This is a genomic window from Coriobacteriia bacterium (assembly GCA_034370385.1).
Classification (GTDB): Bacteria; Actinomycetota; Coriobacteriia; order Anaerosomatales; family PHET01; genus JAXMKZ01.
Map to the genome: position 1 here is coordinate 13,996 of JAXMKZ010000042.1, position 14,402 is coordinate 28,397.

At 66.9% G+C, this 14,402-nt stretch carries 9 protein-coding genes; all 9 read right to left on the reverse strand.

Annotation, left to right across the window (positions count from 1 at the left end; genetic code table 11):
- Positions 1–31: 31 nt before the first annotated feature.
- The 9 genes from U1E26_08695 to U1E26_08735 all read right to left on the reverse strand — a co-directional run bounded on the left by U1E26_08695 (position 32) and on the right by U1E26_08735 (position 14,334).
- A complete protein-coding gene (locus U1E26_08695; GenBank protein MDZ4169718.1) occupies positions 32–3,619 on the reverse strand; it encodes an efflux RND transporter permease subunit in 3,588 nt (1,195 codons plus the stop codon).
- A 40-nt stretch (positions 3,620–3,659) separates the two neighbouring features.
- A complete protein-coding gene (locus U1E26_08700; GenBank protein ID MDZ4169719.1) occupies positions 3,660–4,112 on the reverse strand; it encodes a MarR family transcriptional regulator in 453 nt (150 codons plus the stop codon).
- A gap of 78 nt (positions 4,113–4,190) precedes the next feature.
- Complete coding sequence (locus U1E26_08705; protein ID MDZ4169720.1) at positions 4,191–5,432, reverse strand: hypothetical protein; 1,242 nt, start codon at positions 5,430–5,432, stop codon at positions 4,191–4,193.
- Positions 5,433–5,514: 82 nt separating this feature from the next.
- Positions 5,515–7,353, reverse strand: coding sequence for a Stk1 family PASTA domain-containing Ser/Thr kinase (pknB, locus tag U1E26_08710; protein ID MDZ4169721.1), 1,839 nt, complete (start codon positions 7,351–7,353; stop codon positions 5,515–5,517).
- Positions 7,354–7,433: 80 nt separating this feature from the next.
- Positions 7,434–10,190 carry an FtsW/RodA/SpoVE family cell cycle protein gene (locus U1E26_08715; GenBank protein ID MDZ4169722.1) on the reverse strand — a complete coding sequence of 919 codons (2,757 nt, stop codon included), beginning with the start codon at positions 10,188–10,190 and terminating at the stop codon, positions 7,434–7,436.
- A 10-nt stretch (positions 10,191–10,200) separates the two neighbouring features.
- Positions 10,201–11,271 (reverse strand): Stp1/IreP family PP2C-type Ser/Thr phosphatase, encoded by a 1,071-nt coding sequence (locus U1E26_08720; GenBank protein MDZ4169723.1) that lies wholly within the window; start codon positions 11,269–11,271, stop codon positions 10,201–10,203.
- The gene (locus U1E26_08725) at positions 11,268–11,684 is read right to left on the reverse strand and encodes an FHA domain-containing protein (GenBank protein MDZ4169724.1); all 417 of its coding nucleotides are present in this window, start codon (positions 11,682–11,684) and stop codon (positions 11,268–11,270) included. The genes U1E26_08720 and U1E26_08725 overlap by 4 nt, the downstream gene beginning before the upstream one ends.
- Positions 11,681–12,565, reverse strand: a complete 885-nt coding sequence (locus tag U1E26_08730) for a DUF3662 and FHA domain-containing protein (GenBank protein MDZ4169725.1) — start codon at positions 12,563–12,565, stop codon at positions 11,681–11,683. The genes U1E26_08725 and U1E26_08730 overlap by 4 nt, the downstream gene beginning before the upstream one ends.
- The gene (locus U1E26_08735) at positions 12,562–14,334 is read right to left on the reverse strand and encodes a serine/threonine-protein kinase (GenBank protein MDZ4169726.1); all 1,773 of its coding nucleotides are present in this window, start codon (positions 14,332–14,334) and stop codon (positions 12,562–12,564) included. The genes U1E26_08730 and U1E26_08735 overlap by 4 nt, the downstream gene beginning before the upstream one ends.
- Positions 14,335–14,402: the final 68 nt, after the last annotated feature.

Consider the following 14,402-nt stretch of genomic DNA (forward strand, 5'->3'; position numbering starts at 1 on the left):
CTTCGCCCTCCTAGGTCAAGTGCTGCTGCATCTACGCTTCCGCGGTCTCGCCCAGTCGTGTCTCGCGACCGAACAGCCGCTCCTTGGCGCCTTCGAGCAGATCGAAGGCGACCGGCACGACGAGCAGCGTCATCAGCGTCGAGGTCGTCAGGCCGCCGATGACGATGACCGCCAGAGACTGGCTGATGAGCGCGCCCTCGGCGAAGCCGGAGGCGAGCGGCACGAGCGCCATGATCGTGGTGGCGGCGGTCATGAGAATGGGCCGCGTGCGCGTCACGCCGGCCTCCATGAGTGCCTCGCGGCGCGTGGATCCCGCACGCTGGTTCTGTTGCACGCGTTCTATGAGCATGATCGCGTTGGCCACGACGATACCGATGAGCATCAGCGCACCGATCATCGCCGGGATGTCGAGTGGGAGGCCTGCGATGAGCAGGCCGAACAGCCCGCCGACCACCGCAAGCGGCAGCGAGAACATGATGGCGAGCGGGGCCACGGCCTCACCGAACGCGATGATCATGACGAGGTACACCGCACCGATGGCGATGAGCAAGGCCATGTTGAGCTGCGAGAACGATTCGTTCATCTGTTCGGCTGCTCCCGCCACCTCCAGGGTGACTCCCGGGGGAAGCTTCACGCCCTTGAGGTCCTCGCGCACGGCGGCGATCACCGAGCCCGAGTCACGCTCGGTGATGCGGGCCGATACTGCGGCGTACTGCTGCCCATTGCGCGTCAGAACCGCCATGGGCGAGCCCGTCTCCTCGACCTTGGCGATCTTGGACAGAGTCACGTTCTCGCCGAGCGGCGTCGCAAGCTCCAGAGACTTGATCTGAGTCGCCTTCTTCACGGGGTCGAGTGCGAGCGAGTACATGACGTCGGTGGGCTTGCCATCGAGCTTGACGCTGCCCGCCTGCTGCTCGGCTACGAAACCACGGACGGTCCCTGCGACCATGGCGGCGTTGAGGCCGTACTTGGCCGCTTTCGCCTGATCCACATCGACCACGAGCTGCTTTTGGCTGTCGCCAAGGTTGGAGGTGACGTTCTCGAGGTCCTGGCGAGCCACAAGGACCTTCTCGACATCCTCGGAGGTCCTGCGAATGGCAGCCAGATCGTCCCCGACCACGACGATGTCGAGCGAGCTGTTGGTGCCGCTGGCGTCCACGCGCTGGAAGACGATCTGGGCGCCGTCGGTCTTGAGCGGCTCAGCGGACTTCTTCAGGCGTGCGAGCACCTGCTCCATCTCGGCGTCGCTTCCCAGGCGCACGTAGACGACGGCCTTGTTCGTTCCGCCGATGTCGCCTGACATCGAGAAGTCGTTGCTGCCACCGACGGTGCTCTGGTGGATCTCGACGTCGGGGTCCTTTGCCACCAGCTCTTCGATGGCCAACACCGTACCGTCCACCTTCGTGGACTTGGTGCCCTGTGGGTAGGTGACCTCGATCTGCAGGTACTTCTCCTGGGCTTCAGGTACGAAGCCGGTGCCGATCACGGGGATGAGCGCGAGCGAGCCGACAAACAGCGCAAGTGCGCCGGCCACAACCATCCAGCGATGGTCCAGTGACCAGCTCAGCGCGTGGCGGTACCACGTCATGGTCTTCGAGTCGGTGCGCTCTTCAGCGGGCACTTTGGCGCGCAGGAGCAGCCACTTCGCCATCAGCGGCACGACGGTAACGGCCACGAGCAGCGAGGCCAGCAGTGCGATGGCCACGGTCAGGGCGAACGGAAGGAAGATCTTGCCGATGACGCCGGTCACGAGTCCAAGCGGCAGGAACACCGCGACCGTTGTGAGTGTTGAGTACGTGATGGCTTCTGAGACCTCGTGCGTTGCCGCGCGAATCATGCCGACCGTGGGCTTCTCGCCCATCTGCATGTGTCGGAAGATGTTCTCGATGACGACGATCGAGTCGTCCACGACGCGGCCGATGGCCACGGTGAGGCCACCCAGCGTCATGACGTTGAGCGTCACGTCGGTGAAGCTCAGCATCCCTAGTGCGACCAGGACGGACAGCGGTATCGAGACCGCAGCGATGATCGTCGCACGCCAGCTTCGCAAGAACAGCAGAATGACGATGACTGCGAAGAGCGCGCCCAGCATACCCTCGCGCACCATGCCGTCGACTGAGGCGTTGATGCCTCTGCTTGCGTCGTAGACGGTCAGCACTTCGGCTGCCACGGGGAAGTCGCCCGAGAGGCGTCCCATCTCCGTATCCACACCGCGGTTCACATTGACGGTGTTGGCTTCCTGAGTCTTCACGATATCGATGAGCGCTGCAGGACGCCCGTTGGCGCGCGTGCCGACCGTGCCGTCGGCCGGACCGTAGCTCACCTCTGCGATATCGGCGAGCTTCACACGACCGATCTTCATCTCGAGCGTCGGGGCGCTGCCGGAGCCCCCGGATGACCCACCGGCGGGCATGGACATGCCGCCTGAGGGGGCGGTGGCACCGCCCGAGGGCTGCAGCTCCTTGAGCTTATTCTGCGACGCGGTGATCTGGGCCTGCATCGAGTCCACCGTCTGCTGCATCTGCGGCAGCGCAACCTGCTCGATGCCGTAGATCTGGCCCTGGAGCTCTGCGTAGGCGGGGGAGTCCGTCGGCATCTGCGACGCGGCGGCCTTCATCGGCGGCAGCGTGTCGTACTTCAGCGTGTACATCTGCGCCTGGATCTGCTGGATGCCGTTGATCAGGCCGGATTGCATCGCGACCTCGCCGGTGGCGGAGCCGAGCTGGCCCACGCCTGCACCGAGCTGACCGGTGGCTTGACCGATGGCGCCGAGGCCCTTGGCCAGACCGCCCACGGCCGAGCCGAGCTGGCCCATACCCTCGCCGATGGCGCCGAACGCTTCTCCCATCATTTCGCCCTGGTTGGGATAGACGGCGACGGTGAAGTTCTCGATGTCCCTGACGCCCTCGATCGAGCCACCGACGCGGATCGGTTGGGTGCTTGCGCCGAGGTCGACCGCGCCGATGGGGAAGGAGAGGTTGGCGGCCTGAAGCTGCTGGATGACGGACTCGGCGGTGAGTCCTTCGTCCTTGAGGCGGTCCGGATCAAGGGTGATACGAATGGCGCCGGGGGCATCGGCAGCGAGCCGTGCTTCGCCGACGCCTTCCACGGACTGCAGCGCGGGAATGACGCGCTCGCGCACGTCGGCCCGCAGGGCGACCACATCTGCAGGTGTGCCATCAGAGTCACCCATCACGGCGATCTTCATGATCGGCGCCGACCCGAAGCTGATGCGGTTCACCTTGGGGGCGATGGAGTTCTCAGGGAGCTTCACGGTGTCGAGGATCTTGTTGACGTTGGTCTCGGCCTCGTCCATGTCCTCAGAGAAGCTGAACTCCGCGACGACGACCGACACCGAATCCTGCGACTGTGCGCTCACGCGCTTGACGCCCGGGACGCCGCGTAGAGCCTGCTCCAGCGGCTCGGTCACGTTGTCGTAGACGTCACCGGGTGCCGCGCCCGGGTACGGGGTGACGACCGCGACCACGGGGATGGAGATGTCAGGCATCGTCTCGCGCTTGAGCTGCGAGGCCGACCACATGCCACCCAGGGTGACGAGCAATGCCACGAGGATGACAGCGGCCGAGTTCTTGAGCGAGAAGCGTGTGATGCGGTCCATGGGGGAGGGAGGTCCTTTCGCGGGCTTGGGTCCGGTGCGCTTAGACGCGCTCGGAGACCATGGCTTCGATGAGTGTCCGGTGAATGCGGATCAGGGCGCGTACATCGTCTTCGCCCAGCAACTCTGCGTAGCGGCGCATGTGTTTGCGGCGCAGGAGCTCGGCGGCCTCGAGTTGTGCGATGCCTGCCTCGGTGGCGTGAACGAGCGACACGCGACGATCATCCGGGTCGCCCGTGCGTCCGATGAGTTCGCGCTCCTCGAGCGCCTCGACCATCGACGAGGTGGCCGGCGCCTTGATGCCGAGTGCGGTGGCAAGCGAGCCGACGCGCATCGCACCGGCTTCGTGAAGGATGCGCAGCATCAGCATCTGCGGCATCGACAGCACGGTGTCGTGGCATGCGTCGGAGTGGCGTCCCGCGAACATGCGACCGAGCATCATCACGCTCGCGTCGAGCTCGTCGAGCAGGGCGTCGGGCAGGGAGTCGTGCGGCAAAGTAGTTTCACCTCCGAATAATTCGTGAGGCGAACTATATGCCTATCGAAACGTTAGTGCAAGGGCGAGCGAGAGTCCCTAGTCGACCACGACGAGCCCTGACGAGGCCAACGCCTGCTTGAGCGATTCTTCGGTGGCAGAAGAGCCGCAGTAGCCGATCTCGACACGGCCCTCTGCCACGTTCAGGCTTGCCTTCGCGACGCCGGGAACGTTTGAGAAGACGCCAAGTACGTCGTCAGCAGACCGCGCCAGATCGACGCCTGGGTTGGGCTTCACGATGATCGAAGCCTGCGCGCACTCGTCGCCGGTGCCAAAGGTGCGGGTGACCGTGCCGTTCACCGTCTGAGGCGCCACGCTGCGGTAGGAGGCCATTGCGCCGAACACCATGATGACGCCGATTACGCCAAACGCGATCATCTTGGGCGCGCGGGAGCTCGGGCGCGCTGCGACGTAGTCCTCTTCGCCGTCCTCAGCCTCGGAAGCCTCAACCCTCGCAGTAGCAACGTCTCCAGCGGTGTCGGATGCATCAAGGGCGAGGACAGCCTGCCCGCCCTCGACGCTTTCATCGGACTCGTCTGACTGCAGGGCCCCGGCGCGTACGAGCTGGGTCTTACGGCGAATCGCGATGAAGGTGCCGACGAACAGGGCGCCAACGGCGAGGAGGGCTATTGCCACGGCGGGGCTGCTAGACGAGGAGGCAGGCGGAGCTGCCGGGGCCGCGACCACGGTGTAGTTGAAGGCGAGCTCAAGTGGCTCGCCAGCCTTCACCTCCATGAACTGCTTTGAGACGTAGTTGGTGCTGGCATCGCCGCCAGGAATCAGCTGTGCGCCCTCGCTCTCGTTAGCGATCTGGGCGCCAGCGGGCACGAGCGCATTCATGCGCACCGTCTCGACATCCGTTGGCGGAGTCCACGCGAAGGTGGTGGCGAAGCTCTGAGCGTCGGACGTGGTGGTCGCTGGCGCGGGTGGCACTACCTCGATCTGTCCTATCGGTGCCTTGGTCAGCGTGAAGCTATAGGTGTCGAAGTCCTTGCCCTCGGTCTTCTGGGGCTTGGCCTCGATGTCATTCTCAACTCCCGTGCCGAGAATCTCGCCAGCCCACTGGATCTCGCCACCCTTAGGCGCGCTGAGCTGAACCGTCGCGGGCAGTTTGGTTCCTTCAGGCAAGCTGCCCGAGATGATGAGGATCGAGTGTCCCTGCTCCTGATGCATGGTGACGTCGACTCGCTGCCACTCCACTGCAGGCGGTGCCGCGATGGCCACGATGGGGGTTGCCGCGAGGGCGAGAGCGAACAGGGCGAGGGCGAGGGTGCGCTTCATGGGGTCTCCAACATGTCGTCCTATCGGGCGAGTAGATACGTCCGCAGCAAGGTGTATGCCGCAGCCGATGATTTGCGTGGCGCTAAGGTGCGGTCTGGTCCACAAGCAGCGTGATGGTGGATCCCTTGGTAACCGCCGTACCGGGGCTTGGATCCTGGTCGAGTACCGTTCCGGCCTCCGAGTGGGGCTCGTAGGTGAGCTCGACCTCGAAGCCGGCCGCTTCCAGAACGGCGGTGGCGTCGATCACCGTGCGCCCGATGACATCGGGCACGGGAACTCGTTCGGAGCCCTTGCTGACTACGATGCGCACAAGCGAGCCAACCGCGACCTTCAGCTTCTCCTGAGGGTTCTGGCTGATGACGACGCCCGTCTTTACGGACTCGCTGAACTGATCCGATGACTTGACCTGGAAACCGGCGTCCCGGAGCTTGGACTCGGCGTTCGCGCGAGACATGCCGGTGACGTTGGGGACAATGGTGGTCTCGACGCCGCGCGAGACGACGTACTGCACGGGAGTGTTCTTCTCCGCGGGTTCGCCTGGTGCCGGCTGCTGCTTGAAGATGACGCCCGCATCGATGGTGGCGCTGTACTCATCGGGCAGCGGCTGCGGGATGAGGCCTGCCGCCGTCAGCTCGCGTTGGGCGTCCTCTTCGGTGAGCCCGATGAGCTTGGGCACCTGGACCACTTCCGGGCCCTTGCTCACGGTAAGGTTGATGCGCGAGCCCTTCTCGGCTGTCGCGTTGGCCACGGGAGACTGGTCGATGACCAGGCCGGCGACCTCGTCGTCGAAGACCTGCTCGACTTCGCCGATCATGAAGCCTGCCTCGACGAGCGTCGCTTCGGCCTCGACCTGGCGCTTCCCGGTGACATCGGGAACCGGCAGGCCTTGCGGCCCGAGCAGTCCCATGGCGGCGGCTACGGCGAGGCCTGCGGCGACCAGCACGGCGGCAAGCACGATCCATGGCCACACCTTGCGCTTCTGGTCGCCCGGTCGCACCACCGGGGCGTCGTAGTTGTCGGACCCTACAGGCTGGAGGACGGCAGTGCCATCGCTGACGGCCACCACCGCGGGAATCGCGCCGACTCCGCCCTCGCCGGTGACTACCTTGAGCAGATCGCGGCGCATCTCTTCAGCGGTGGCGTACCTGCGGGCCGGGTCTTTGGCCAACGCCCGTCCGATGACACGCTCCAGGTCCGGCGAGACGTTCGGGTTGACCTTGGTGGGACGGACCGGCTGCTCGTTGACCTGCTTCAGGGCGACGGCGACGGGCGTGTCCGCGTCGAAGGGGAGCTTTCCCGTCGAAGCCTCGTACAGCACGATACCCAAGGAGTACAGGTCGCTCGGCGCCCTGAGTTCGCGCCCCTGGGCCTGCTCGGGGCTGACGTAGTGAGCCGTCCCAAGCACCGATCCGGTCTGCGTCATCGTGGTGTTGCCCGCGCGAGCGATGCCGAAGTCCATGACCTTCACGCCACCATCGGGCGTGACCATGATGTTGTGCGGCTTGATGTCGCGGTGGATCACGTCGTAGCCGTGGGCGACGGACAGCGCCGCACACACCTGACTTCCTATCTCAGCGGCTCGGCGCGAATCGAGTGCGCCGCGGTCCTCGATGATCGACTTCAAATCGGTGCCGCGGACGTACTCCATCACGATGTAGTACGTGTCGCCGTCCTGGCCCCAGTCGTAGATGTTGACGATGTAGGGGCTCTGCAGGTTGGCGGCAGCCTGCGCCTCCTGACGGAAGCGTGCGGTGAAGGTCGGGTCAGAGGCGTAGCGAGGGTGCATGATCTTCACGGCGACAGTACGGCCCAGCGTTTCATCGACGGCCTTGTATACCTCGGCCATCCCGCCCGAACCGATCTTCTCGGTTGCGCGATAGCGGCGCCCGAAGATCATCTCGTCCAACTCGTCAGCCTCCACGCTTGTCACCTGCGGGGACGAACAGGGTCGTCCACCGACATTCTAGCCGATTGGGGTAGGCGCAAGGGGGGACGGTCGCCTCACCGCGTCTGCGCCCCCAGTGCCGCCTCGAGCACCGGCTTTGCTGCGGGTGCTGCGACGCGCCCGCCGGTACCACCGCCCTCGATCATCACTGCAATCGCCACGGTGGGGTTCTCTGCCGGCGCAAAGGCGATGAACCACGCGTTCGTGCGCCGGCCCTTGCCGACTTCGGCCGTACCGGTCTTGCCCGCGACCGCCACACCCGGGATGCTGGCTCGCGTTCCGCTTCCGCTCTTCACGACCGCGCGCATCGCTTCAGCTACTTGGGCGGCGGTCTGCGGATCGGTAGCGCGCGTCCAGCGCCGGGGGGTGGTGGCGCCCAGCAACGTCGTACCGCCGGCGGTTGGGTCGACGATTCGTTCGATGAGATGCGGCCGCATGACCTCGCCGCTGTTGCCGATGCCGGATGCGATCAGCGCCATCTGCAGCGCGGTGGCCTGAGGTCCTGGCGGGCTTTCGTGCTCGCCTACGGGCTGTCCGACGCCCGCCCACGCGGTCTCCCACGTGGTCATCTCGTCAGGGTCGGGCATGAGCGAGGCCTTCGTCGGCAGCTCGAGCGGGGGAGCGTCGTTGAACCCGAAGCGCACTGCCTGGTTCACGAGCTTGACGGGCCCCATGTCCACGGCGAGCTGGGCGAAGACGGTGTTCACCGACTTTGCTGTGGCGCTCACGAGGTCAAGCGGCCCATACGAACCGCCCTCGAAGTTGGTGACCGGCGCGTTGCCGATCTCCATCGAGCCCGGGCCCGGGTACGTGGTCTGCGATGTGGCGACCCCCGCGTCGTAGGCTCCGGTGAGGGTCACCACCTTGAACGTCGACCCCGGAGCGAGCAACGTCAGGCGAGTGCGGTCCAGGAGCGGCGCCCCGGCCGCGGATGAGAGCTTCTCCCACTGGGCGTCGACTTCGCCGGGGTCGTAGGTGGGGTTGGACGCGCTTGCCAGCAGCGCCCCGGTCCGCGGGTCGATCACGACGATGGCGCCCACCTTACCCTTGAGCTGGCGCTCCGCCGCGCTCTGCACCCGGGAGTCGATGGTGAGCACCACGTCGTCGCCCTCGACGGGTCTGCCTGCCGCGGCATCGACCACGTCGGGCCAGGTGCGGAATGACCGCCGCCCGGCCAGCGCGTCGTTGGCCGCAGCCTCGATACCGCTGCGTCCGTAGCGGTACGAGAAGTACCCGACAACGTGCGCGGCAAGGGAGTCTTGCGGATAGCGGCGCTCGAACCGGGTACGACTTGTCCGGACCGATTCGGCCAGCACGACGCCGTCGCGGGTCACTATCGAGCCCCGGGCGGAGCGGGCGGCTTCGGCCAGGTCACGGCTGTTGGCCGGTGAGTTCGCCAGCGAACGCGCCTGCACCACCTGGATCCATGTCAGGTTCGCGATCAGGACCGACAGCATGAGCGCGAGCGTCACCGCGACAGCCGTGAGCCTGCGTCCGAGAGCCACGCGACCGAGCACGCCAAGGTCGACAGAGGTGGACTCCATCTCGGTTTCGGCCCCCGTGCTCTCGTCACCGGCGCGCAGGAGCAGTCCGAGCGCGATGAAGGTCGATAGGAGCGAGGAGCCGCCGTAGCTCATGAACGGAAGCGTGACGCCGGTCAGGGGGATGAGGCGCGTGACGCCGCCGACGATGACGAACGCCTGCAGCACGAGCGAGGCGACGATTCCCACCGCGACGAGAGCGGCGACGTCACTCTTCGCGCGCGCCGCCGTGGCCAGACCCCGAAGCGTCAGCACCATGAAGCAGGTGATGACGGCGGCGGCACCGAGAAGTCCCAGCTCTTCGCCGATGGCGCTGAAGATGAAGTCGGTCTCGACGAAGGGGATGCGGTTGGGCATGCCGTTGCCCGGCCCGGTGCCGATGAGTCCGCCCGCCGCCAACGCGAACAGTGACTGGACGAGTTGGTATCCGCGCCCCGTGGGATCGGCGAAAGGGTCGATCCAGATGGCGACGCGCGTCTGCACGTGGTCGAACAGTCGCCACGCCACGACGGCGCCCGCGCCGAAGAGTCCGGTGCCGACGGCCACGTAGGAGAAGCGTCCGGTCGCGGTGTAGAGCATCACGAGGAAGATGCCGAACAGCAGCAGCGAAGAGCCCAGATCGCGTTCGAACACCAGGACGAACAGCGACACCGCCCACATCAGCAGGAGCGGACCGAGCGTGCGCGGCTCGGGCATCCACACGCCGAAGAGACCGCGCGTCGATACGGAGAGCATCTCGCGATTCTGGGCCAGGTACCCCGCGAGGAAGATGATGATGGCGATCTTGGCGATCTCGCCGGGCTGGAAGCTCATGCCGCCGAACTGGATCCACAGCTTTGCTCCGTTGATCTCGCGCCCGATGACGGCAGGGAGCACGAGCAGTGTGAGGCCCACGAGCATAACCGTGTACTTGTAGCGCGCGAGCCGTTCGAGTGACGGCACCGCGATCAGCGTCACGACAAGCGCCCCCACGCTGACGAACAGCCACATCACCTGGCTTGAGGCCAACTCACGGTCGAGCCGCGTCACGAAGGCGAGCCCCAGTCCAGCCAGCACGAAGGCGGCGGGCAGCAGCGCGGGGTCAGCGCCGGGGGCGAAGCGCCGCACCGCGAGGTGAGCCGCGATGAAGGCAACCAGCAGCGCCCCGGGGACCAAGAGCTGTGCAGCGTCGAACGCGCGGGCGAGGTTGGTCTCGACAAGCGCGAAGACCAGCAGCACCGGCAGAGCGCCGGCTAGCAGAAGGAGCAGTTCGGTCGTGCGACGGGTGCGCATCGAGGCCGCCTTAGGGCGCCGACGAGGTTTCGAGCGAGCGCACGTAGGCGCGTGCCGCCTCGACCCCGTCAAACGTCATGCCCCGGGCCAGCTGCGCCTTCTGGGCCGGGGTCAGCCGATCCAGCGCGATGGGCTGCGAACCATCCTTCCAGTGCAAAGAGAGGCCGGCCACCTCACCTTCGACGCCGCGGTATATGACCACGGCGCGATCCTCCACCACAACGTAGGCCCGGGAGCGAGCATAGGCATAGGTAGCCCCTGCGATAGCTGCTGCGATAAGCGCGGCGAGCAGCACCCACGCAAGCACGGCGACCCACTGGCGCAGGCGCTTCTCGCCCGAGCGAAATCCTCGGCCGGAGGAGCCCGCACCCCCGATATCGACGACGACGACGCTCACGTTGTCCTGGCCGCCTGCTTCGTTTGCGGCATCGATCAGCGTCCGAGCCGCCGTGGCCGGGTCGCGGTAGTCGCCCAGCATCTGGGCGATGACGTCGTCGGTGAGCATGCCGGTGAGCCCGTCGCTGCACAGGAGGAGCCGATCATCTTGCTCGCCCTCCACGGCGAACGTGTCGGCGACCATGTTGGGGTCGGTGCCCAGCGCACGGGTGATCACGCTCCGGTTGGGGTGGACGCGCGACTCCTCTTCCGTGAGCTGACCGGACCGGATGAGGTCGGCGACCATCGAGTGATCGTCGGTGATTCGCGTGAGGTGGCCCTGTCGCAGCAGGTACGCGCGCGAGTCGCCCACTTGGGCGATCACGATCTGTGTGCCGTCGACGATCGCTGCGGTGATGGTGGTGCCCATTCCGGAGCGGCCCACCCCCTCGCGCGCGGCACGAATGACCTCGGCGTTCGCCGCGCGCACCGCCCGCGCGAGTGCGTTCGCATCCGGTTTGCGGGGAGCGTGGTCGCGGAGTGTCTCGATGGCGATCTGGCTTGCCACTTCGCCCGCCTCGTGCCCTCCGAGCCCGTCGGCCACGGCGAACAGGGGCGGATCGGTCATGATCGCGTCTTCGTTGTGCGAGCGCACCCGTCCGACATCGGTCAGGGCGGCCCAGGTCTGCTTCGCGCGGGCTGTCATGTGCGACCCACCCTGAGGCGAACCGAGCCGACATCGATGATGTCGCCGGGTTCAAGCGGGCGGGGGGCGCTCACGCGGGCGCCGTTCACGAGCGTCCCGTTGGTTGATCCGAGATCCTCAAGTATCGCCTGCGTTCCCGAAGGAAAGATGCGCGCGTGGCGTCCCGATACGAAATCGTCTCCGACCACGATGTCTGCGCCCGGCGAGCGACCGATGATGATCGGTCCGCTCACGGGCAGGGTCGTCCCGACAAGCGTTCGCGGTCCCTGGGTCACCGTGAGGGAGTAGGCGCCGACGGCAGCCCTGCGACCGGACGATACAAGGCCGATGCCCGTCTTCACCACGGCGAAGAGGAACAGATACAGCAGCGCGAGCAGCAGGAGCCGACCGGCGAGCAGCACGACGTCGATCACGGCGTGTCAGCTCCCGCTTCATGGAATACGAGCTCGGTGACGCCGATGGTGATGACGTCACCGTCGGCGAGGGTCGCACGTGAGGCGCGCACCCCGTTGTGCAGGGTTCCGTTGAGTGAGCCCAGATCGACGAGCGTCCAGCCCGAGGCCCCTCGCTCGAGCTCAGCGTGCTCGCGCGAGGCGTTGGCGTCCTGGAGGCATATGTCGCAGGTGTTCAGCCGCCCGATGACGGTGCGATCGCGGTTGAGCGCGACGTCGTGGTTGAATCCGGGCACGGTGATGGTCGCGATACGGTCCGACACCGTGAGGCCGGTCTCAGCGGGCTCGAAATCGCCCGTCGCCGCGAACACGTCGTCGTCGTACAGGGTCACCGGGCCGACGACGCGCATGTCGCCGCGGATCACGGGATGCGGTTCGTCTGAGGCGTGGAGCGCCTCGGCCCCTTGGCCTCCGGGCGCCACAGGCAGGCTGGATGCCGGCACTTCTTCGGCTAGTTCCGCCGCGATCTCTTCGGGAGAGAGCAGTTCGCCGATGACCTCGAAGCGCCCGAGCCTGAGCGCGTCATCCACGAGGAACCGTACGCGCGGGCGGTGCGCCAGTTCGTAGTCCCGTTCGTCGGCGTAGCCGAGCAGGTAGGTCTCGAGCTCGCCTGCGATCGTGTCGGTGAAGCCTCCGAGGGCGTCGGCGTCCTCGGGCGAGAGTAGAACCGAGTACATGGTCGGTGCGTACACTTTTCCCACGCCCAGACGTTTGCTGCGGTCCATCTCTTTAGCCGCGGCGCGTGCGATCTCCGCAGGCTGGACAGGTGAGCGGAAGATGCCCGTGAATACGCCCTCGATGGCTCGTCCCACACGGTCTTCGAAGTCGGAGAGGATGCTCACGCGGGCTCCCTGTCGGAGAACTCCGGTTCTGGAAGGTCATCGGTCTCGCCACGGAGCGGCGGACCCACAGCCACGGTCACGAGCACCAGTATAAGTGAGGCGCCAAGCGACCACGCCAACGATGTGCCGATCCACATCGGTTCGGTGCCCGCCAGCCCCAGCCACTGGAGGCTCTTGTCGGCGAGCCAGTAGCCGCCGGCGAGCACGGCGCCGCCGGCGACCGCACCGAGCGCTGCACCGATGCGTGTGGCGCGCGAGCACCCGAGCGACATCACGGCGGCTGCCGCCGGCCAAGCGGCCAGCGCGACGTAGGTTGCGGGTGAGCTGAACAGCGCCTGAAGTGCCGCCTCGGCCGCTCCCGACTCCCAGGGGGCGAGCGCGATCCTGGGCGCGACCCAGACGTAGGGCGGGCTACCGAGCGTGGCCGCAGATGCGATGAGCGTCAGGACGCCTCCCAGCAGGGCCGCGGCGGCGGCCGGTAGGGGCCGCAACGCGAAGCCGGCCAGCAGCGGTTGCGCGAGCCCGAGTCGCACCGAGGAGAGCACGGGGGCGGCAAGCGGCAGCACGGCCGAGCCAGGGCTACGGCGGGCGAGCCACCACCACCACGCGCCACCCCCCAGAGCCAAGAGAATCGCAGCGAGCCAGGCGCCGTTGGCCGCGACTCCCGCCACGAGGCACCCAAGGCCGAGCCCGATCCCGAGCGAGGGCGCCAAGGCACCGGCGGCTCCGATCAGGGCGGTAGCCGCCGCCAGCGCAGGCCGTTCGAGAGAAAGCGGGGACAGACCCGCCCACGCGAGCCATCCTGACTCCACCGCGGCGGTTGCGCGCAGCAAGAGAGAGCCGAGCCGGCCACCGAGGCGGTCCCACAGGCCGATCGATTCCCAATCGTCTTCGTCATCCGGCTCGTCTTGGGCGAAGTCGGTCAGTAGCTCGGAGAGCGAGGCGCGGCCTGAGGGTGCATCGCCCAGATGCTCGGCCAGTGCGTCGGCGAACGTCCGGACATCCGGGTAGCGCTCGCGCGGCTGGATGCTGAGCGCGGTCAGGATGATGTGATCGAGGTCTTCGGGCAGCCCCGGTTCGCGCTCTGAAGGGGGCGGCGGTTCGAGCGCGGCCACCGCGCGGGCGTCAGCCCCTGCGAAGGCGAAGGGGTTCTCGCCGGTGAGGAGCTCGTAGACGAGCACCGCGAACGCCCACTCATCGGTGCGGGCACTCACCTGTCTGCCCTCGAGCTGCTCCGGGGGCATGTGTCCGGGGGTACCACCGTAGGCCGGTCCGTGCCCGCCGGCCGAGGACAGCGTTGCGACCCCGAAGTCGGCCACTTTGACCCGGCCCTGGCGCGTGACGAGCACGTTCTCCGGCTTGATGTCGAGGTGCAGGACACCGTTGTCATGCGCGTGAGACACCGCGTCGGCGACCGCTTCGACGACCGCCGCCGCCTCATCGAGGGTAAGGGGCCCGTCAATCGAGCTCAGGACCTCCGACAGAGACGTCCCGTCCACGTGCTCCATGACGAGGAACGCCTCGTCTGAGTCGGTGTCGAAGTCGAAGACCGTGACGATGTCGGGGTGGTTGAGCAGGGCGGCGGTGCGGGCCTCGGTGAGCCCCACAGACTCCTCGGGTCGACCTGAGGCGTCCAGGGGGAGCGGCAGGCGCTTGATGGCCACACGACGCTGCATGCGGGTATCCCACGCAAGGACCACGGAGCCATAGCCGCCGCGGCCGAGCTCCCTCAGGGGCCGATACCGGTCGAGGATGAGCTGTCCGTCCACGGTCCTCCACGGTCGATGGGGCGTCACATGCAGGTTCGCTGTGATTCTACCGTGGGGCGCCGACACTC

Bases quoted from the DNA above. Each gene is read 5' to 3' on its own strand.
- U1E26_08695 (MDZ4169718.1), bottom strand. From the start codon at position 3,619: ATGGACCGCATCACACGCTTCTCGCTCAAGAACTCGGCCGCTGTCATC.
- U1E26_08705 (MDZ4169720.1), bottom strand. From the start codon at position 5,432: ATGAAGCGCACCCTCGCCCTCGCCCTGTTCGCTCTCGCCCTCGCGGCA.
- U1E26_08715 (MDZ4169722.1), bottom strand. From the start codon at position 10,190: ATGCGCACCCGTCGCACGACCGAACTGCTCCTTCTGCTAGCCGGCGCT.
- U1E26_08720 (MDZ4169723.1), bottom strand. From the start codon at position 11,271: ATGACAGCCCGCGCGAAGCAGACCTGGGCCGCCCTGACCGATGTCGGA.